At 70.2% G+C, this 17,290-nt stretch carries 19 protein-coding genes; 10 read left to right on the forward strand and 9 right to left on the reverse strand.

The annotated features are described in order from the left end of the window. Positions 1–8 precede the first annotated feature (8 nt). Genes ABIE45_RS29840 through ABIE45_RS29850 form a run of 3 tightly spaced genes read left to right on the forward strand, consistent with a single transcriptional unit; the run spans position 9 to position 4,892 of the window. On the forward strand, positions 9–1,922 hold the full coding sequence (locus ABIE45_RS29840) for an extracellular solute-binding protein (RefSeq protein ID WP_192707896.1): 1,914 nt from the start codon (positions 9–11) through the stop codon (positions 1,920–1,922). After that, entirely contained in the window at positions 1,919–3,781 is a 1,863-nt protein-coding gene (locus tag ABIE45_RS29845) for an extracellular solute-binding protein (protein ID WP_192707895.1), read from the forward strand. The genes ABIE45_RS29840 and ABIE45_RS29845 overlap by 4 nt, the downstream gene beginning before the upstream one ends. Positions 3,782–3,785: 4 nt before the next feature. Then, positions 3,786–4,892: a microcin C ABC transporter permease YejB gene (locus ABIE45_RS29850; protein ID WP_192707894.1), complete on the forward strand. Its 1,107-nt coding sequence runs from the start codon at positions 3,786–3,788 to the stop codon at positions 4,890–4,892. Positions 4,893–4,901: 9 nt separating this feature from the next. Here the strand turns inward: ABIE45_RS29850 and ABIE45_RS29855 are convergent, their stop codons facing one another. Next, a complete protein-coding gene (locus ABIE45_RS29855) occupies positions 4,902–5,513 on the reverse strand; it encodes an NIPSNAP family protein (protein ID WP_192707893.1) in 612 nt (203 codons plus the stop codon). A 180-nt stretch (positions 5,514–5,693) separates the two neighbouring features. Then, complete coding sequence (locus ABIE45_RS29860) at positions 5,694–6,491, reverse strand: helix-turn-helix domain-containing protein (protein WP_192707892.1); 798 nt, start codon at positions 6,489–6,491, stop codon at positions 5,694–5,696. A 62-nt stretch (positions 6,492–6,553) separates the two neighbouring features. Here ABIE45_RS29860 and ABIE45_RS29865 point away from each other — a divergent pair, with 62 nt between their 5' ends. Together ABIE45_RS29865 and ABIE45_RS29870 are read left to right on the forward strand one after the other, a co-directional pair. Further along, positions 6,554–7,750 (forward strand): MFS transporter, encoded by a 1,197-nt coding sequence (locus ABIE45_RS29865; RefSeq protein ID WP_192707891.1) that lies wholly within the window; start codon positions 6,554–6,556, stop codon positions 7,748–7,750. A gap of 75 nt (positions 7,751–7,825) precedes the next feature. Then, the gene (locus tag ABIE45_RS29870; protein WP_192707890.1) at positions 7,826–8,338 is read left to right on the forward strand and encodes a GNAT family N-acetyltransferase; all 513 of its coding nucleotides are present in this window, start codon (positions 7,826–7,828) and stop codon (positions 8,336–8,338) included. Between the two features lie 46 nt (positions 8,339–8,384). Here ABIE45_RS29870 and ABIE45_RS29875 read toward each other — a convergent pair whose 3' ends face one another. The 3 genes from ABIE45_RS29875 to ABIE45_RS29885 all read right to left on the reverse strand — a co-directional run bounded on the left by ABIE45_RS29875 (position 8,385) and on the right by ABIE45_RS29885 (position 11,051). Further along, positions 8,385–8,654, reverse strand: coding sequence for a hypothetical protein (locus ABIE45_RS29875; protein ID WP_192707889.1), 270 nt, complete (start codon positions 8,652–8,654; stop codon positions 8,385–8,387). A 72-nt stretch (positions 8,655–8,726) separates the two neighbouring features. Next, the gene (locus ABIE45_RS29880) at positions 8,727–9,908 is read right to left on the reverse strand and encodes a multidrug effflux MFS transporter (RefSeq protein ID WP_192707888.1); all 1,182 of its coding nucleotides are present in this window, start codon (positions 9,906–9,908) and stop codon (positions 8,727–8,729) included. Between the two features lie 153 nt (positions 9,909–10,061). Next, positions 10,062–11,051: a c-type cytochrome gene (locus tag ABIE45_RS29885; protein WP_192707887.1), complete on the reverse strand. Its 990-nt coding sequence runs from the start codon at positions 11,049–11,051 to the stop codon at positions 10,062–10,064. Between the two features lie 322 nt (positions 11,052–11,373). Between ABIE45_RS29885 and ABIE45_RS29890 the strand changes: the two genes are divergently transcribed. Both ABIE45_RS29890 and ABIE45_RS29895 read left to right on the forward strand, forming a co-directional pair. Beyond that, on the forward strand, positions 11,374–12,117 hold the full coding sequence (locus ABIE45_RS29890; protein WP_192707886.1) for a 3-deoxy-manno-octulosonate cytidylyltransferase: 744 nt from the start codon (positions 11,374–11,376) through the stop codon (positions 12,115–12,117). A 24-nt stretch (positions 12,118–12,141) separates the two neighbouring features. Then, complete coding sequence (locus tag ABIE45_RS29895; RefSeq protein WP_192707885.1) at positions 12,142–12,999, forward strand: prephenate dehydratase; 858 nt, start codon at positions 12,142–12,144, stop codon at positions 12,997–12,999. 8 nt (positions 13,000–13,007) lie between these two features. Here the strand turns inward: ABIE45_RS29895 and ABIE45_RS29900 are convergent, their stop codons facing one another. Beyond that, positions 13,008–13,733, reverse strand: a complete 726-nt coding sequence (locus ABIE45_RS29900; protein ID WP_192707884.1) for a tyrosine-protein phosphatase — start codon at positions 13,731–13,733, stop codon at positions 13,008–13,010. Positions 13,734–13,928: 195 nt separating this feature from the next. Between ABIE45_RS29900 and ABIE45_RS29905 the strand changes: the two genes are divergently transcribed. After that, entirely contained in the window at positions 13,929–14,435 is a 507-nt protein-coding gene (locus ABIE45_RS29905) for a GNAT family N-acetyltransferase (RefSeq protein WP_192707883.1), read from the forward strand. A gap of 111 nt (positions 14,436–14,546) precedes the next feature. Continuing rightward, complete coding sequence (gene ppa / locus ABIE45_RS29910; protein WP_192707882.1) at positions 14,547–15,080, forward strand: inorganic diphosphatase; 534 nt, start codon at positions 14,547–14,549, stop codon at positions 15,078–15,080. 43 nt (positions 15,081–15,123) lie between these two features. Here the strand turns inward: ppa and ABIE45_RS29915 are convergent, their stop codons facing one another. Next, a complete protein-coding gene (locus tag ABIE45_RS29915) occupies positions 15,124–15,657 on the reverse strand; it encodes a gamma carbonic anhydrase family protein (protein WP_192707881.1) in 534 nt (177 codons plus the stop codon). Between the two features lie 165 nt (positions 15,658–15,822). On the opposite strand from ABIE45_RS29915, the gene ABIE45_RS29920 reads away from it, so the two are divergent. Beyond that, on the forward strand, positions 15,823–16,101 hold the full coding sequence (locus ABIE45_RS29920) for a hypothetical protein (protein ID WP_192707880.1): 279 nt from the start codon (positions 15,823–15,825) through the stop codon (positions 16,099–16,101). Between the two features lie 386 nt (positions 16,102–16,487). Here ABIE45_RS29920 and ABIE45_RS29925 read toward each other — a convergent pair whose 3' ends face one another. Both ABIE45_RS29925 and ABIE45_RS29930 read right to left on the reverse strand, forming a co-directional pair. Then, positions 16,488–16,652: a hypothetical protein gene (locus ABIE45_RS29925; RefSeq protein WP_192707879.1), complete on the reverse strand. Its 165-nt coding sequence runs from the start codon at positions 16,650–16,652 to the stop codon at positions 16,488–16,490. Between the two features lie 95 nt (positions 16,653–16,747). Beyond that, positions 16,748–17,266: an META domain-containing protein gene (locus ABIE45_RS29930; protein WP_192707878.1), complete on the reverse strand. Its 519-nt coding sequence runs from the start codon at positions 17,264–17,266 to the stop codon at positions 16,748–16,750. Positions 17,267–17,290: the final 24 nt, after the last annotated feature.

Raw genomic sequence — 17,290 nt, forward strand, 5'->3', positions numbered from 1 at the left:
GCCTGCCCGTGACAGCGCAGACCGCGACCGGACGCCTTCTCGCCGCGACGCTCCTCGTCGCCTGCCTCCAGCTCGCCCCGGCGCACGCGCAGGAACCGGCCGCGATGCCGTCGACGCCGGCCACCCTGCCCGCCGCGAACGGCCAGTGGACCCACGCGATCACGCTGATGGGCCAGCCGAAATACGGCCCCGACTTCAAGCATTTCGACTACGCCGACCCGGCCGCCCCCAAGGGCGGCATGGTCCGCTTCGGCGCGCAGGGCGGGTTCGACAACTTCAACATCGTCGTCGCCGGCCTGAAGGGCGATCTCGAAGGCGGCGTCCAGCAGATCTACGATCCGCTGATGACCGAGTCGTCGGACGAGCCGTTCACCTCCTACGGCCTGCTCGCCGAGGCGGTCCGGATCGCCCCCGATCTCGGCTCGGTCTCGTACCGGCTGCGCGAGAACGCCCGCTGGCACGACGGCAAGCCGATCACCCCCGAGGACGTGGTCTGGTCCTTCGACGTGCTGAAGGCCAACAGCCCGTTCTACGGCGCCTATTACCAGACGGTCGCGAAGGCCGAGGCGACCGGGCCGCGCGAGGTGACGTTTACCTTCACCGAGACCGGCAACCGCGAGCTGCCGCAGGTGATCGGGCAGCTGCGCGTCCTGCCCAAGCACTGGTGGACCGCTAAGAACGCCAACGGCAAGCAACGCAGCGTCACCGAGACCACCCTGGAGCCGCCGCTCGGTTCCGGCCCGTACCGGCTCGCGAAGTTCGAGCCCGGCCGGACCGCGACCTACACCCGCGTGCCCGACTATTGGGGCAAGGACCTGCCGGTGAATGCCGGGCGCTACAACTTCGACACGGAACGCTACGAGTATTTCCGCGACGGCACCGTGCTGGTCGAGGCGCTGAAGGGCGACCTCTACGACTTCCGCGTCGAGAACATCGCCCGGAACTGGGCCACGGCCTACGACGATTTCCCGGCCGTGAAGGAAGGGCGCCTGATCAAGGAGGCGTTCCCCGACCGCGGCATGGGCATCATGCAGGCCTTCGTGTTCAACACCCGCAAGGACAAGTTCAAGGACCCGCGCGTGCGCCGGGCCTTCAACCTCGCGTTGAACTACGAGGAGATGAACAAGGCCCTGTTCTACGGCCTCTACAACAGGATCAACTCCTACTTCTTCGGCTCGGAGCTGGCCTCCTCGGGCCTGCCGGAGGGCGACGAGAAGGCGGTCCTCGAGAGCGTCAAGGACAAGGTCCCTCCATCCGTCTTCACCACGCCGTACACCAATCCGGTCAACGACAGCCCCGAGGCCGTGCGCAAGAACCTGCGCGAGGCCGTCGGCCTCCTGCGCGAGGCGGGCTACGAGCTGCGCGGCGGCAAGATGGTCAACAAGGCCACGGGCGAGCCGCTGACCGTCGAGTTCCTGGAGTTCCAGAACACCTTCGAGCGGGTGATCCTCCCGTTCTCGGCGCAGCTGAAGCTCATCGGCATCGACGCGACGCTGCGGGTGATCGATCAGGCCCAGTACCAGAACCGCATCCGCAACTTCGACTTCGACGTCACCACGTCGAACTGGGGCGAGTCGCTCTCGCCGGGCAATGAGCAACGCGAGTACTGGGGCTCGGCGGCCGCCGACAAGCCGGGCTCGCGCAACCTGATCGGCATCAAGGATCCCGGCATCGACGCACTGATCGAGAAGGTGATCTTCGCCAAGGACCGGCCCGCCGTCATCGCGGCCACCCGCGCCCTCGACCGGGTGCTGCTCGCCCACGATTACGTCGTGCCGCAATGGTCCTCGAACCAGCAGAGGACCCTGCGCTGGAACCGGTTCGGCCATCCGGCGATCCTGCCGCTCTACGCCAGCTCCGGCTTCCCGACGACGTGGTGGTACGACGAGGCGCGGGCCGCGAAGACCGGGGCCCCGCGTTGACGGGCGCCCCGTGGACGCCGACCCGCCGGAGCCTGGTCCTGGGAGCCGGTGCCCTGGCGGCGATCCGGCCGTCGAGCAGGACCTGGGCGGCCGACGCGGAGCGCCACGGCCTTTCCAGTTTCGGCGAACTGAAATACGGCCCGGACTTCGAGCACTTCGCCTACGTGAACCCGATGGCGCCGCGGGGCGGCCGCTTCTCGGGCCAGCTCTCCTCGTCGACCGGAAACCAGGCGCTCAACACCTTCAACACGCTCAACATCTACGTGCTGCGCGGCGAGGGTGCCGCCGGGATGAACCTGACCTTCGACAGCCTGATGGTCCGCGCCCTCGACGAGCCGGACGCGGTCTACGGGCTGCTGGCCCGCTCCGTCGCGGTCAGTCCGGACGGGCTGACCTACACGTTCTCGCTGCGCCCGCAGGCGCGGTTCCACGACGGTTCGCGGCTCACCGCGCAGGACGCCGCCTTCAGCCTGAAGCTCCTGCGCGACAAGGGCCATCCCGAGATCGCCGAGGTCATCCGCGCCATGAGCGACGCGCGGGCCGAGGGTGAGGATCGGCTCGTCATTACCTTCGCGCCGGATCGCGCGCGCGACCTGCCGCTGTTCGTGGCGCAGCTGCCGATCTTCTCGGCGGCCTATTACGGCGGCCGCGACTTCGAGGCCTCGACCCTGGAACCACCTCTGGGTTCCGGCCCCTACCGGGTCGGCGCGGTCGATCCCGGCCGTTCGATCGGGCTGGAGCGGGTGCCGGATTACTGGGCGGCCGACCTGCCGGTGAATGTCGGCCAGAACAACTTCGACATGATCCGCTACGAGTATTTCCGCGACCGGACCGTGGCGTTCGAGGCGTTCAAGAGCGGCGCCTTCACGTTCCGGGAGGAATTCACCGCCCGGGTCTGGGCCACCGGCTACGACTTTCCGGCCCTGGCCGAGGGGCGCGTCGTCCGCGAGACGGTGCCGGATGCGCGGCCGAGCGGCACCCAGGGCTGGTGGATCAACACCCGCCGGGCGGCCTTCCGCGATCCCCGGGTGCGCGAGGCGATCGGCCTGTGCTTCGACTTCGAGTGGTCGAACCGCAACCTGATGTACGGCGCCTACACGCGCACCGCCTCGTTCTTCGAGAATTCCGATCTCAAGGCGACCGGCAAGCCCTCGGCCGAGGAACTCGCCCTGCTGGAGCCGCTCAAGGATCTGCCGCCGGAGGTGTTCGGCGAGGCCTGGACGCCGCCGGTCTCGGACGGGTCCGGCCAGGACCGGGCCCTGCTCAAGCGCGCCGACGCGCTGCTGCGGGAGGCCGGCTGCACGCGGCAGGGGGGAAGCCTTCTGCTGCCCGGCGGGCAGCCGCTGACCCTCGAATTCCTGGACGAGGACCCGGTCTTCCAGGCGGTCACGCAGCCCTTCATCCGCAATCTTGGACTCCTGGGGATCAAGGCGAGCCTCCGCACCGTCGATCCCGCGCAGTACCAAGCCCGGCTCAAGGACTTCGATTTCGATCTCACCGCCCGCCGTTATGCCAGCGGCATGACGCCAGGCGCGGAGCTGCGCGAGACTTACGGCTCCCGGGCGGCCAGAACCGCGGGATCGAACAACCTGTCGGGGATCGCGGATCCGGCGATCGATACGCTTCTGACCGCGATCGCCGACGCCAAGTCGCGGGCGGAGCTCACGACGGCCTGCCGGGCCCTCGACCGGGTGCTCCGGGCCGGGCGCTACTGGGTGCCGATGTGGTACGGCTCGACCCACCGCCTCGCGCTGTGGGACATCTACGGCCGCCCGGCCAATCCGCCGAAATACGATCTCGGCGCCCCCGGCACGTGGTGGTTCGACGCCGATAAGGCCAAGCGGATCGGGCGGGAGTAACGCCATGCTCGCCTACATCCTGCGCCGCATCGGCCTGATGATCCCGACCCTGCTGGGGATCATGCTGATCACCTTCACCATCGTGCAGTTCGCCCCCGGCGGGCCGGTGGAGCGGGTGCTGTCCCAGCTCCAGGGCCAGCGCGACGGCGCGATGTCGCGCGTGACCGGCGGCTCCGGCGATCTCGGCGGCGCCGCACGACCCTCCGGTGGCAGCGGCGAGGCGAGTTCCCGCTACCGCGGCGCGCAAGGGTTAAGCCCGGAATTCATCGCCAAGCTGGAGAAGCAGTTCGGCTTCGACAGGCCGGCGCCGGAGCGCTTCGCCAAGATGCTCTGGGACTACGTCCGCTTCGATTTCGGCCGCAGCTACTTCCGCGACGTCACCGTCATCCAGCTGATCAAGGAGCGCCTTCCGGTCTCGATCTCGCTGGGCCTGTGGATGACGCTCCTGTCCTACGCGATCTCGATCCCGCTCGGCATCCGCAAGGCCGTGAAGGACGGCGAGCGCTTCGACCGCTGGACCTCCTTCGTGGTGATCATCGGCTACGCGATTCCGGGCTTCATGTTCGGGCTGATGCTGATCATCCTGTTCGCCGGCGGCTCGTTCTACCAGTGGTTCCCGCTGCGCGGCCTGACCAGCGACGGCTGGGAGGGATTCTCCACTTGGCACAAGGTCACCGACTACGCGTGGCACATGGTGCTGCCGCTGACCGCGCTCGTCATCGGCGCCTTCGCGACCTCGACCCTGCTCACCAAGAACTCGTTCCTCGACGAGATCCGCAAGCAGTACGTGCTGACCGCCCGGATGAAGGGCCTGTCCGAGCGGCGCGTGCTCTACGGCCACGTCTTCCGCAACGCCATGCTGATCGTGATCGCGGGCTTTCCCGGGGCCTTCATCTCGGCCTTCTTCACCGGTTCTCTGCTGATCGAGACGATCTTCTCCCTCGACGGCCTCGGGGAACTGTCGTTCCGGGCGATCGTCGGCCGGGATTACCCGGTGGTGTTCGCTACCCTCTACATCTTCTCGCTGCTCGGGCTCGCGGTGAACCTGCTCTCCGACCTGATCTACGTCTGGATCGACCCGCGGATCGACTTTTCCGCGCGAGCAACCTGAGGCCGGAGATCACGACAGCGGCGAGCCCGCATCTGGCAGCGCGATGCTCGAGGTCGCCTCCGCGATCTGGTCCGGTCCGCCTTTCGGCGGCCAGACGCCGGAGGCGTAGGCGGCCGCGCGCAGGGTCGCGCGCTCCTCAAGGCTGGAGAAGGCCCAGATGTGCGTGATCCGCGGAGGGCCGTCGAGGGCGTAGAGGTTGGTGACGAGGTGTTCGGTATAGGTCCGGGCCGGCGCGATCGCCGCCTCCCAGGCCGCCAGCGTCGGCGCCAAGCCGCCGGGCTTCAGCCGGTAGGTGCGAACCTCGTAGACGCCGCCGCGCGATCCGGTCCGCAGCGGCGGCAGGAACGGGAACGGCGCGTAGCTGTCTAGGGTCAGCGCCGTCAGCAGATCGCCGGCGTTGAACGGCGCCGCGCTCATCAGGGCGCGCCGCCGCTCTGCCGTCATCGCCTCGGGCGTGTCGAAGCCGCGCAGGACGTGAACCTGCCCGAGGGTGCCGATCTCGGCCCGCCAGCAGCCGAGCAGCGTTCCGGCCTCCGCCTCGGCGACCCAGGCCCGCGACCGTTCGCAGACAGCTCCGGCGGCGAGAAGCGGACAGGACAGGGTCGCGAGTTCGTAGAGCATGGACTGATTCCGCCTTCTATGGGCGTCCGCTCCGTCACGACGCGCGAAGCGACGTCACCCAGGGCGGCGCGACATCGGGAGACGTGGCGCGGCCGTGGGTTGCTTCGCTTCGCTCGCAAAGACAGCGCCGGGGCTTCGACGGCCAAGATCGTAACATCTGACGGACGAAGCGAGGTCACATCACGTGCCGGGCCCATCCAGAACCCGCGCCACCGTCAGGCGCAGGGTCTGGGCGCTCCGGTAGCCCACCGCCGCCGCCACGGCCCGTGGCGAGCGCCCCTCGGCCTCCAGCGCCAGGGCGCGGATCACCCGGGCGCGCGCCCGCCAGTCGCCGAAGCTCAGGCCCGTCTCCGCCCGGAAGCCGCGGGTCAGCGTGCGCCGGCTCGCCCCGGCGCGGTCCGCCCAGGCGTCGAGATCCGCCTCCGAGGCCGGATCCTCGATCAGCCCGAAGCAGACCCGGCGCAGGCGCGGATCGCGGGGCAGCGGCAGGACGAGTGTCGTCGCGGGCGCCCGGCCGATCTCGTCGAGCACCAGGGCGGCGAGATGGCCGCCGCGCCCGTCCTCCTCGTACAGCACCGGCTCCGCCGCCAAAGCCGTCAGCGCCGCGGCCAGGAGCGGCGAGACCGCGATCACCCGGCAGCCTGCCGGAAAGCCCGTGACGGCGGCCGGATCGAGATAGGCCGAGCACATCGCCACCGCGCCGTGGGTCGCCACCGCGTGCGGCAGGCGCGGCGGGATCCACAGGGCATGCCCCTCGGGCACGACCCAGGTGCCGTCCTCGGCCGACGCCATCATCAGGCCGGCGGTGGCGTAGAGGAGCTGCGCGCGCTGGTGGAAGTGGCGATCGAGGACCATCCCGGCCGCGTAGGCCTTGGGCATCACCGCGACCGCGCGCGGCACGTCCTGATAGTCAGCCGCGTTCGTGGACCGCGTTGGCCGCGCGGCGTCACCCGGCGAAAATGGCCCGTTCGCATACATACTAGGCCCGACACCTCCATCGGGTCAGGCTATCAGGGTCAGATCCCGGAGGATACGCCGCGATGGATTCGGACACGCTGTCTCGCCGCACGCTGCGCTTCGTCAACGTCGCGCACGCCCTCGATCACTTCGTGCTGCTGATCTACCCGACCGCGGTCATCGCCATCGCGGCCCAGACCGGGCTCGGCTACGGCGAGCTGATCGGGCTCGCGACCGGCGCTTTCGTGGCCTTCGGCCTGTGCTCCCTGCCGATGGGCTCGCTGGCCGACCGGTTCGGGCGCCGCAACATGCTGGCGGTGTTCTTCTTCGGCTACGGCCTATCCTGCCTCGGCGTGGCGAGCGCCTCGACGCCGCTCGGCTTCGCCCTCTGGCTCTGCGTGCTCGGCCTGGCCTCGGCGATCTACCACCCGGTCGGCTCGGCCATGCTGGTGACCCATGCCCGCCGGCTCGGGCGCGATCTCGGCATCAACGGCGTCTGGGGCAATTTCGGCGCGGCCTCGGCCTCCGGCCTCACCGCGCTGCTCGCCGCCACCATCAGTTGGCGCGCGGCCTTCGTGGTCCCGGGCCTCGTCTGCCTCGCCTGCGGGGCCGCCTTCCTGGCGCTGGTGCCGGGCGACGGCGAGGCTTCGGGCAAGAAGGCCGGCGGCGCCGCGGTGATCCCGGTGACTCGGCCCTGGGCGTTGATGGCGATGTTCGGCCTGTCGATCTTCGCGGGCGGCCTGACCTTCAACCTGACGACGATCAGCCTGCCCAAGGTGATCGACGAGGGCGTCGGCCACGCGCTGCCCCTGGCGCTGACCGGCTCGCTCGCCACCGGCGTGTTCCTGTTCGGCGCCCTGATGCAACTCGCCATGGGCCGTCTGATCGACCGCTACAGCCTGCCCGCCCTGTTCGTGGCGCTCTCGGTGCTGCAGCCGCTGGGCCTCGGGATCGCGGCCCTGAGCACCGGTGTGCCCCTGCTCGTCGGCCTCGTGCTGGCCATGACGGCGATCTACGGACAGGTGGTGATCAACGACGCGATGATCGCCCGCTACGTGCCCCCCGCCTACCGCGCCCGGGCCTACAGCGTGCGCTATTTCGTGGGCTTCACGGCGAGCGGGTTCGTGGTCCCGGCCATCGCGCTGCTGCATGACCGCGGCGGCTTCGGGCTGGTGCTCGGTGTCGCCTCCGCTTGCGGCGCGGTGATCTGGCTCTCGGCGATCGGCTTCCTCAGGCTGACCCAGGGCGGCGCGCGGCCCGCGCTCGCCGCAGCGGAGTAGCGGGACCGTTTGCGGCCCTGGGCGGACGCTGCTACGCGGCCCTCGTCCGACCCGCGAGCCCCTTGTGACCCCGCCGTGACCCCTCTGTCCCTCGTCATCCGGCCCGAGCGGCCGGAAGATGCTTCCGCCATCGAGAGGCTCCAGGCCCGGGCCTTCGGCCCCGGCCGGTTTGCCCGCACCGCGTACCGCCTGCGCGAGGGCGCGGCCGAGCGGATCGACCTCGGCGTCACCGCCTCCGTGGGCAGCTTCCTCGTCGGCTCGGTGCGGATGGGGCCGGTACGGACCGGAACGACGCCGTTCGTGATGCTCGGACCGCTCGCCGTCGACCCGAGCTTCGAGGGCCGCGGGATCGGCGGCACCCTGACCCGCGCGGCGATCGAGGCGGCGCGGGAGGCGGGCGAAGGGCTCGTGATCCTGGTGGGCGATGCCCCCTACTACGCCCGCTTCGGGTTCACCCCCGTGCCTCCGGGGAAGATCACCCTGCCGGGACCGGTCGATCCGACGCGGCTCCTGTGGCTGGAGCTGGCGGCGGGTTTTCGCGACCGGGTCGCCGGTCTGGTGGAAGCGGTCCCGGCGTCGGACGTGTAGGGTCCGCCCGGCCGAAGAGGTCGGGCGGCGTTGAAGCGTGATCCTGTCAGCGGTGGGTGCCGGTTCCGCTGGTGCCGGACGTCCCGGAGGTCCCGGTGGCCGAACCGCCCGTGCGGGAGGTCGAGCCGGTCGTGTCCGAGGTGCCGGACTTCATCTCATGACCGGGTGCGTAACCGGAGGCGCCGGGGCTTCCGGCCTTGCTGCCGCGATCCTGCATCTCGTGACCGGGCGTCCGGGACGAGGCCCCCTGCTCTGCCGCGAAGGCGGTGCCGCCGAGGGCCAGGGTGGCCAGGACGATGATGGGCAAGCGCTGCATGGCGTGTCTCCTGCTGTTGGGGCCTCGTAATGCCGGACCCGCCCGGACCGTTCCGAAACAGCCGGCCGGGCCTCACGCCCGTCGGAGGGCCAGCCCGGCGATCACCCCGGCCGAGAGGAGTGCCAGCGCGACGGGCGTCGCCGAGGTGGCGGGCCAGGCGGATGCCGCGGCCGTGAACAGCGCCCCGAAGGTCATCTGGGTGAAGCCGTAGAGGCTGGAGGCCGAGCCGGCCGCGTGCGGATCGACGTTCATCAGGCCGGCCACCGCGTTCGGGCTGAGCAGGCCGACGCCGACCGCGTAGGCGAACAGCGGCACGATCAGGCTGACGACGCCGAGCATCCCGGTCCGGTCGACCACCAGCAACGACAGCGCCGCCGCGATGCAGAGAAGATTGCCGCTCCGCGCGGCCTTGCGGATCGGCACGCGGGCGGCGAGGCGGCTCGCCAGGACCGCACCGCCGACCATGCCGAACACCACGATCAGGCAATCGAACCCGACCTCCTGCGACGAGCGCCCGAGCCGGTCCACGAGCAGGAACGGCGCCACCGCCAGGAAGGCGTAGAGACTGGTGCCACCGCAGGCGCCGGCAACCAGGTAGGCCCGGAACACCGGAATCCGCACGAGCCGCAGATAGCCGGCGAGCACGGCGACGAAGCCCGGCAGCGCCACCTTGTGGCGGTTGGTCTCGGGCAGGGTGAACACCACCAGGGCGCCCAGCACGGCCACGAGGCCAGCGAGCACCACGAACACGGAGCGCCAGCCGAAAGCCTCGTTCACCACGCCCCCGATCGCCGGCGCCAGCGCCGGCGTGAGCGTCATCGCGGTCGTCAGGATCGCGAGCTTGCGGGCCGCATCCTCGCGGGTCGAGACGTCCCGCACCATGGCGCGGCCGATCACCAGGGAGCCGCAGGCGCCGAGCGATTGCAGGACGCGGGCGACGAGCAGGGTTCCGATGTTCGGCGCCGGGATCGCGAGCAGCAGCCCGACGAGATAGAGGCCGAGCCCGCCGATCAGGATCGGCCGCCTTCCGTACCGGTCCGAGAGTGGGCCGTAGAGCAGCTGACCGCCCGCGAGGCCGATCAGGTAGACGGTGATGGTGAGTTGCGCGCCGGCCGCGTTGGTGCCGAGATCCGCGGCCGCCGCCGCGAGGGCCGGCACGAAGATGTGCAGGGCCACCGTTCCGGTCATGGTCACGGCGACCAGCAGCGGCAGGGAAGCGCGTCGCTCCCCCGCATCGGGACTTCGCACGGGCAAGACAGTTCCTTCGCGGTTGCCGACCCGGACAGATGCCGGGTCGCGGCCGCTTTAAGGCAAAGGCCGGGCCCGGAGCCATGCCATCGGAACGCGCCTGACGCGCAGGGTGTCCGACCGACGCCGGATCCGGGCCGCGTGGCGGCCCGGTCGGCCCTATTGCTGCTTGGGCAGGGGCTGCGGCGTGGGCAGCGGCGCGTTCTGGTCCTTGGTCGGACCGCCGACCTCGAGGTCCTTCGCCCGCTCGACCGCCTCGGGATTAGCCTGGGCCGGGGGCTCCTTGGCGGCCGGGGACGCGGGCGCCGTGGGCTCGGCGGGGATCACGCTCGACGGCGTTCCCTGCTGGTCGCCGTCATGGGCGCTGGCCGGGGGCGACGGCGCGTTCCTGTCGCTCGACTCGCTCGGCGCGCGCGGGCTGCCGGACGATTTCTCCTCGACCGGCTTGGCCGTGCTGGTGTCGGCCGGCTTGGCCGGGCTCTCCTTGCCCTCGGAAGGCTTCGACGCCGCCGGCTTCGCGGCGGACGGCTTGTCGGCGGAAGGCTTCTCGGCAGCCGGCTTGTCCTCGGACTTCGCCGCCGCCGGCTCGGCCGCAGGCGCCGCGTCGCTCTTCTCGACGGCGGGCAGCGGCTTGGGATCGTCCGCGTTGGACCGCAGGTAGGCGATCACGTTCGCCCGCTCCTGCGGCGAGGCGATGCCGGCGAAGGCCATCTTGGTGCCCTTCGCGTAGCCCTTTGGATTGGTGAGGAAGGCGTCGAGATCCGCGTAGGTCCAGGTGCCGCCCTTTTCCTTCAGGGCCGCCGAGTACTCGAAGCCGGGATGGCCGCCCTTCGGCCGCTCGACGACGCCGTAAAGATCCGGGCCGACCTTGTTGGGACCGCCCTTCTCGAAGTTGTGGCAGGCGTGGCAGGCCTTCGTGCCGGCCTCGCCCTTCTCGGCGTTGGCGCTCGCGAGCCGGACCGCGATCGGCTCGACCTTGGCCTCGGGCGCCGCGGCGGCAGCCTGCGGCTCCGGCTCGGGCAGGTCGTAGCCGGCTTTGCCCGCCGGCTTCGGATGATAGATCAATTCGGCGACGAAACCCGATCCGGCCGCGAACAGCAGGGCGCCCAGGACGGCCCCCAGGACTTTGTTCACCTCGAACGAGTTCATGCTCTTCTCGCGACTCGGCCCGGACCGATCGCGCGCCTGACACGGGCGAGCAGGCTCGGACACCGGACATTGGAAGATTTCGAGGTTGCCTTAGCCGTTCCGGACGGCTCCTGACAATGCCGCCGGGCCCATCCGCGGCGCTGCGGCGCAGGATTGTTCCACCGAATTGTCCAGCTTGTCACCCCGCGGCCGCTTTGCGGCATCTTTTCTCCACGTGCCCCGCCCGCCGGCCGCGGGGGACGACAACCGGGAGCGGGCCTGTTAAGCAGCCGGCCGTTTCCCGGCGCGGCCGCCACGTTGCCGTGCCCAGGTCCGATTTCTCATGTCCGATCCCCTGGTCCTGATCCCGGCCCGCCTCGCGGCGACTCGCCTGCCGAACAAGCCGCTGGCCGACATCGCCGGCGAGGCCATGATCGTCCATGTCTGGCGCCGGGCCGTCGAGGCTGGGATCGGCCCCGTGGTGGTGGCCACCGACACGGCCGAGATCGCCAGGACCGTGGAGGCGGCGGGCGGCCTCGCGGTGATGACCCGGGCCGACCACCCGTCCGGCTCGGACCGGCTCGCGGAGGCGCTGGAGATCGTCGATCCGGAGGGGCGCCACGACGTGGTCGTCAACGTGCAGGGCGACCTGCCGACCATCGATCCGGCGATCATCGGCGCGGCCGTCATGCCGCTCGCCGACCGGACGGTGGACATCGTCACGCTCTGCGCCCCGATCACCGATCCGCACGAGGCCGACAACCCGAACGTGGTCAAGCTGGTGGGACACGCCGTCGGCCCCGGCCGCCTGCGCGCCCTCTACTTCACCCGCGCCCGCGCCCCCTGGGGCGACGGACCGCTCTGGCACCATATCGGCCTCTACGCCTACCGGCGCACCGCCCTGACCCGCTTCGTCGCCCTGCCTCCGGGCGAGCTGGAGGTCCGCGAGAAGCTGGAGCAGCTGCGGGCGCTCGAGGCCGGCATGCGCATCGACGCCGCCATCGTCGACGATCTGCCGCTCGGCGTCGACACCCCCGCCGACCTGGAGCGCGCCCGCGCCCTGCTCCAGGCCCGGCGCCTCAACTGAACGCGCGCCCGAAACCTCGCCGCCATGACAGACCGCACGATCGCCTACCAGGGTGAGCCCGGAGCCAACTCGCACATCATCTGCGCGGAAGCCTTTCCGGACTGGACGTACCTGCCCTGCGCCACCTTCGAGGATGCGTTCGCGGCCGTCACGGAAGGACGGGCGCAGCGGGCGATGATCCCGATCGAGAACTCGATCGCCGGCCGTGTCGCCGACATTCACCACCTGATCCCAACCTCGCCGCTGCACATCGTGGCCGAGCACTTCCTGCCGATCCACTTCCAGCTCATGGTCCTTCCGGGCACGTCGATCGAGACGATCCGGACGGTTCACAGCCACGTCCACGCGCTGGGCCAGTGCCGCCGGGTCGTCCGTCGCCTGGGCGTCAAGGCCGTTGTGGCCGGCGACACCGCCGGGGCTGCGCGCGAGATCGCCGAGATCGGCGATCCGAGCCGGGCGGCCCTGGCGCCGGCGCTCGCCGCCGCGGTCTACGGGCTCGACATCCTGGAGCGCGACGTCGAAGACGAGGCCCACAACACGACCCGCTTCGTGGTGTTCTCCCCCGAGCCCGAGCCGGTCGCGCCCGGGACCGAGCCCTGCGTGACGAGCTTCGTGTTCCGTGTCCGCAACATCCCAGCCGCCCTCTACAAGGCCCTCGGCGGCTTCGCGACGAACGGCGTCAACATGTCGAAGCTCGAGAGCTACATGATGGACGGCGAGTTCACCGCCACGCAGTTCTACGCGGAGGTGGACGGTCATCCGGAGGATCCGGGCCTCGCCCGAGCCCTCGACGAGCTCGGCTTCTTCTCGCGCGAGCTGCGGGTGATCGGCACCTACCCGGCCCACCCGTTCCGCGAGGCAGCGCGACCGGCGGCGGAGTAGCGCTGCGCCTATTCCCGCCGCAGCACCCGGTCCGCGGCCAGATCCGACCAGAAACCCGGCCGGAAGTCGCGCTTGAGCGCCTCCGGGTCGTAGACGGTCTCGACCCAGGTCAGGAAGTCCATCCCCCTGGCCTCGCCCTCTAGGCGGTAGCGGGCGAAGAACGCGTCCAGGATGCCGGTCTTGGCGAAGCGGAGATGGCCGTAGCGGGCCGAGAGCTGCCGGGCCGCCTCGGCGACAGGCCGGCCCTCGTGCAGGATCAGGTACAGGGCCGAGGCGAGGCCGGCCCGGTCGGCGCCCGACTTGCAGTGCATCACCGCCGGGTACGCGACGCTCGCGAAGAAGTCCTTGGCAGCCAGGATGGTCTCCCGGTCCGGCGCCTCCCGGGAGCGCAGCACGAATTCCCGCAGGATCAGGCCGTGGCGCTCGCAGGCCTCGCGCTGCAGCGGCCAGGACCCGTGCTCGCGGCCGCCGCGCAGGGAGATGACCGTGCGCACGCCCTCGGCCCGGAAGCGGGCAAGATGGTGCGGTCCGGGCTGGGCCGAGCGCCAGAGCGCACCGGTGCCGACCCGATGGCGGTTGAGATAGGCGAGCCGGAACACGCCGTGGTCCATCAGCAGCATGTTGGCCCAGGCCCTCAGCCGGTCGCCCGGTCCGGCGATCGGCCGCTCGAAGCGGGCGATCCGGGCCATGCGCCGCGCGTAGCGCGTCTCGGGCTTGAGGAAGCGGTTGAACAAGGCCGTGCTGCCGGAGGGAACGAGCGCGGGCTCTACCAGCCGCCCGAGGGGCCGGCAATTCGCGTCGCCTACAGCCGTCGCGGCCGATCGTCGGAAACCGGCGCCGTTCTTGCCTTCACTCCGCCCGGATCGGCATCGAACCTGCGGCGACCGCGCGGGTTATCCGCCGGTCGGACGAGGGGAGGCCGGAATCCCATGAGCACGCGCACCACGAGCATCCGCCGGGCCCGCGAGGCCGATCTCGGCGGCTTGTCCAAGGTGTTCGATGCCTCGTGGCGTGAGGCCTATCGCGGGATCATTCCGGGGCTGCCCCTGGAGCGCCTGATTTCCAGCCGCGACCGGACATGGTGGCGCGGAGCCCTGCGCCGCGGCCGGCCGATCGCCGTCGTCGAGACCGGGGATCGGGTGGTCGGCTACGCCGCCTACGGCCGCACCCGCAGCCGCGCCCTCGGCACGGAAGCCGAGATCGACGAGCTCTATCTCCTGCCGGAATACCAGGGCGTCGGCCTCGGCCGCCGCCTGTTCCGCGCGGTCCGCAACGATCTTGCGGATCATGGCCTGACCCAGCTCGGGGTTTGGAGCTTGGAGGACAACGAACGGGCCGGCGCCTTCTACGAGGGGCTCGGCGGCAAGGCCGGCCCGCGCGTGCTGGACCGCGTGGCGGGCGTCCCCCTGCCGAAGGTCGGCTACCTGTTCGGCTGACGTTTTCCAGTGCCCGTTGCCCCGCCGCAACCCTTCCAGATTTGCATTGGCGATCCGCGTCTCTAAGAGGTCTGGGACGCGAAGCAGACCGCATTCCGGAAGCGAAACGCCATGAAGATCGACGCCATCCCGCTGGGCAAGAAGCCGCCGCACGACGTCAACGTGATCGTCGAGGTGCCGCTGGGCGGCGAGCCGATCAAGTACGAGATGGACAAGGAATCCGGCGCGCTGGTCGTCGATCGGTTCCTCTACACGCCGATGTTCTACCCGGGCAATTACGGCTTCATCCCCCACACCCTGTCGGGCGACGGCGACCCCTGCGACGTGCTGGTGGCCAATACCCGCGCGGTGCTGCCGGGCGCGATCATCAGCGCGCGCCCCGTGGGCGTGATGGTGATGCAGGACGAGGGCGGCGAGGACGAGAAGATCATCGCGGTCCCGTCGCGCCACCTGACCAAGCGTTACGACCGGGTCGAGAACTACACCGACCTGCCCGAGATCACGATCCACCAGATCCAACACTTCTTCGAGCACTACAAGGATCTGGAGCCCGGCAAGTGGGTCAAGTTCGTCCGCTGGGGCGACAAGGAGGAGGCCCACCGCCTGATCGAGGAGGCGATCGAGCGGGGCAAGACCAAGAAGTAGCGGTTCCGGCGGCCGCGCCCGCGCAGGGCGCGGCCGTTGTCGTTCAACCGTCGATGCGGCGCAGCCCGGCCCGGTAGCGCCGGGCATTCTCCACGTAGCGCAGGGCGGCCTGCCGCAGACCTTCTATGGCCGCCTCGTCGAGGGTGCGGACGGCCTTGGCCGGCGCGCCGACGATCAGGCTATGATCCGGGAAGGTCTTGCCCTCGGTCACCAGCGCGTTGGCGCCGACCAGACACCCCCGGCCGATGACGGCGCCGTTCAGGACCGTGGCGCCCATACCGATCAGGCTGCCGTCCCCGATCGTGCAGCCGTGAACGATGGCCCCGTGGCCGACCGTGACGTCGGTCCCGATGCTGAGCGGAAAGCCGGGATCGACGTGCATGATCACGCCTTCCTGGACGTTGGTGCGATCGCCGAGGCGGATCGGCTCATTGTCGCCGCGCAGGGCCGCCCCGAACCAGATCCCGACATCGAGACCGAGATGGACCCGGCCGATCACCTGCGCGTCGGGGGCGATCCAGACCCTGTCAGGATCGGCGAGGTCCGGCACGTGATCGTCGAGGGCGTAGAGGGGCATGGCGGCCTTTCACCGAGGCATGGTCCGCGGAACAGTGCTCACCGGCGGCCGGCACGGCCTGTGACCGGAGACGATTGTTGTCTGTCGCGGGAATGGCACGGTCCGAACGGGCTGCCAATGCTAGTCAGGGCGCGCAGGCAGGCGAGACGCGGATTGGGCTCACGGATGGCGCGGATCTCGGCATGGATCGGGCTTGTGGGGCTCCTCGCGATCCAGGGCGCGTCGGCGGCGGATCTGCATCAGGCCGCACCACGGACCGGGTTTGTGGCGACATGCGAGGATCTCGGGACGTTCTGCTTCGCCGACGCCTGCGGTCCCGATCAGATCGCGGCGGCCCAGAGATGCCGGGCCCGCTGCCCGAGTGCCGCGATCATGAGCGTCGTTCCGGCAGCCTGCCCGGGCCGCGACGTGAATCCGATGATCGTTCTTCGGCGCCGCGGCTGAGATCGCAGCGTGGCTCAAAGCACACGGGCCGGTTCTTCAGTTCTCCCCAGCAAAGATTCCTACGGGCCGCGGCAACAAAACGCGGCACGCGGGATTGAGTCTTCGCGAAGTGCCGAACGACAAAAACGAGGACGCGGATAGATGCCCGCAAATGCGCGCCAGATCCGCAAGCAGACCCTGCTCGCAAGTGATCTTCATCCACCCCGGTCCGGGTTGAGGGCCGATCCCGTCCTGTACGGCGTCGCCGCAGGGCTGGAAACGCTGTTCCCACCTGTGACGGCGCACGGGCGAGCGGCGAACGAGGCGACGAGGTCCGGGACCGTGGCGGACGCGCGCGGCCGGAACGGGTCGGAATAACCAGCTTCGGCCGCCCGGAATCGCGCGGCTCAGCTCGCGAGGCGGACGATCAAAAGCAAGGTCGCCAGCGTCGGAATGGCGGCAGCGAGCCAAAGGGCACCGAGGTGGAAGCTCTCTGGCCCGGTGAAGCGCAGGGTGCGCGTCGTGCCGGAGCGCGGCCCCTCTCCGCGCCCGACACCGATTCCCACTGGCATCCGTGGTCTCCTCCGATACCGGAGGAGTTAGGGCCGCCGCCTCTCAAGGCCTTCTGAATCGGCGGGCCTCTTCGCGCGGCGTGGTGAACCGGCCGTTAAAGGGCGCGGTCAAACTTCAGTTCACCGTTCGGGCTCTTCAGCACCAGCTGCGAGCCGACCAAGTCCCACACCGCCGAGGTGCGCAGAGCGACGAAGTAAGCCTGCTCGGAGGCGGCAAGACCCTTGTCGCAGCTCTTCTTGGTCAGCGCGAGCGGCCCGACCGCGATGTGCTGCTCCTTGAGCGGGAAGGCGGTGGCCGCGAAGGTGTTGCAGCCGCCATAGCCGCGGGCTCGGTACTGCTTGTCGATGATGAAGCTCGGGCGGTCGCCACCGGTGAACGGCTTGCCGTTGAGGCTCACCGCGGTCCAGGTCGAATCGAGCGGGAAGATCTTCTCGCTGGCCTTGGCCCCCGGCACGTACTGGGGCTTCTTCTCGTCTTCGCCGCCGGGACGGCGGTTGCCCTTGCCGAAGCCGGTTGGGGATCCGCCGCCCATCTGGGCCTGCGCCTGCGTTGCCGCAGACAGGTCTATGGCCAGCACCGCGCAGGCCAAGGTCGCGATCAGCACCCCTCTCATCGTCCAGTCCCCATCTCGCGCGCT

This window comes from Methylobacterium sp. OAE515, from assembly GCF_041806315.1.
GTDB classification, from domain to species: Bacteria; Pseudomonadota; Alphaproteobacteria; order Rhizobiales; family Beijerinckiaceae; genus Methylobacterium; species Methylobacterium tardum.

What these genes read in the sequence shown, in the direction of transcription:
- ABIE45_RS29850 (WP_192707894.1), top strand. Translation starts at nt 3,786, where the DNA reads ATGCTCGCCTACATCCTGCGCCGCATCGGCCTGATGATCCCGACCCTG.
- ABIE45_RS29855 (WP_192707893.1), bottom strand. Translation starts at nt 5,513, where the DNA reads ATGCTCTACGAACTCGCGACCCTGTCCTGTCCGCTTCTCGCCGCCGGA.
- ABIE45_RS29860 (WP_192707892.1), bottom strand. Translation starts at nt 6,491, where the DNA reads ATGTATGCGAACGGGCCATTTTCGCCGGGTGACGCCGCGCGGCCAACG.
- ABIE45_RS29865 (WP_192707891.1), top strand. Translation starts at nt 6,554, where the DNA reads ATGGATTCGGACACGCTGTCTCGCCGCACGCTGCGCTTCGTCAACGTC.
- ABIE45_RS29875 (WP_192707889.1), bottom strand. Translation starts at nt 8,654, where the DNA reads ATGCAGCGCTTGCCCATCATCGTCCTGGCCACCCTGGCCCTCGGCGGC.
- ABIE45_RS29885 (WP_192707887.1), bottom strand. Translation starts at nt 11,051, where the DNA reads ATGAACTCGTTCGAGGTGAACAAAGTCCTGGGGGCCGTCCTGGGCGCC.
- ABIE45_RS29890 (WP_192707886.1), top strand. Translation starts at nt 11,374, where the DNA reads ATGTCCGATCCCCTGGTCCTGATCCCGGCCCGCCTCGCGGCGACTCGC.
- ABIE45_RS29895 (WP_192707885.1), top strand. Translation starts at nt 12,142, where the DNA reads ATGACAGACCGCACGATCGCCTACCAGGGTGAGCCCGGAGCCAACTCG.
- ABIE45_RS29905 (WP_192707883.1), top strand. Translation starts at nt 13,929, where the DNA reads ATGAGCACGCGCACCACGAGCATCCGCCGGGCCCGCGAGGCCGATCTC.
- ppa (WP_192707882.1), top strand. Translation starts at nt 14,547, where the DNA reads ATGAAGATCGACGCCATCCCGCTGGGCAAGAAGCCGCCGCACGACGTC.
- ABIE45_RS29915 (WP_192707881.1), bottom strand. Translation starts at nt 15,657, where the DNA reads ATGCCCCTCTACGCCCTCGACGATCACGTGCCGGACCTCGCCGATCCT.
- ABIE45_RS29920 (WP_192707880.1), top strand. Translation starts at nt 15,823, where the DNA reads ATGGCGCGGATCTCGGCATGGATCGGGCTTGTGGGGCTCCTCGCGATC.
- ABIE45_RS29925 (WP_192707879.1), bottom strand. Translation starts at nt 16,652, where the DNA reads ATGCCAGTGGGAATCGGTGTCGGGCGCGGAGAGGGGCCGCGCTCCGGC.
- ABIE45_RS29930 (WP_192707878.1), bottom strand. Translation starts at nt 17,266, where the DNA reads ATGAGAGGGGTGCTGATCGCGACCTTGGCCTGCGCGGTGCTGGCCATA.